Genomic DNA, 812 nt, shown 5'->3' with positions numbered 1-812 from the left:
TATAGCGGTGGTCGGCGGTTAGGGTACACTAGGCAAAACTGGTGTCGGTTACGCTGCGTTACCTCTGTTACCAGTGCGTATACAAAAATGTAGGGAAAATGTCAAATTGCGGGAGCGGATACGTCTGCGTGGACAACAGTTTCTTGATTCTGCATGGCTTGCGCTCGTTCTTCCATACTATTAAAGTTTACCGGGTGGAATTCGGAAAGTTGTTTTTCTGTAAGCAAAGGCGAATCAGGGTCATATACATAGGGACGGCGAGCCGCCGCCTCTACTTCCGCTTTCATAGCCGCTTGTTTTTCAGGTGTTAACTCTTTGCCAGCCGTATGCTTCACCATCGCCATGATATATCCTCCTTTCAAAAGGTTCTGCCACCCTAGCCGATATTATTCGGATAACATCTCCTCGCTCTGTATAGACCACAAACAATACTTCATTGAAAAAGCCCATTGTTTGCCATCGTTCTTCTTCCTCGCTTGAATCATCATCATGGCGTTCCATGCGGAAAGGGTCAAAAAAGACCTGTTCAGCCGTTTCAAAATGGACACCATGTGTTTCAAAATTTTCTCGTTCTTTTTCAGAATCCCACTCAAATACCATCATAATACATAACCGCCTTAAAGTAAATGTGAAAAACTCTTTTTAAACCTTCCCCAAAAAGTATTTTCATACCTATATATATGTGCGGATATGCGTTTTTGCATGACTTTAGCGAAAAGAATTTTTGTTTTAAAAAAAAAAGCCGACCTACCCCATATATAGCGGTGGTCGGCGGTTAGGGTACACTAGGCAAAACTGGTGTCGGTTACGCT

2 protein-coding genes are annotated in these 812 nt (G+C 43.2%); both read right to left on the bottom strand.

Going from position 1 to position 812, the window contains the following annotated elements; translation table 11 throughout:
• Positions 1–101: 101 nt before the first annotated feature.
• On the bottom strand, positions 102–338 hold the full coding sequence (locus ACYVTD_RS14565; RefSeq protein ID WP_461248438.1) for a hypothetical protein: 237 nt from the start codon (positions 336–338) through the stop codon (positions 102–104).
• Positions 301–603, bottom strand: coding sequence for a BrnT family toxin (locus ACYVTD_RS14560; protein ID WP_461248437.1), 303 nt, complete (start codon positions 601–603; stop codon positions 301–303). Before ACYVTD_RS14560 ends, ACYVTD_RS14565 begins: the two co-directional genes overlap by 38 nt.
• Positions 604–812: the final 209 nt, after the last annotated feature.

The organism is Treponema sp. R6D11, from assembly GCF_054786075.1.
This window is presented reverse-complemented; position numbering and strand designations above follow the sequence as displayed.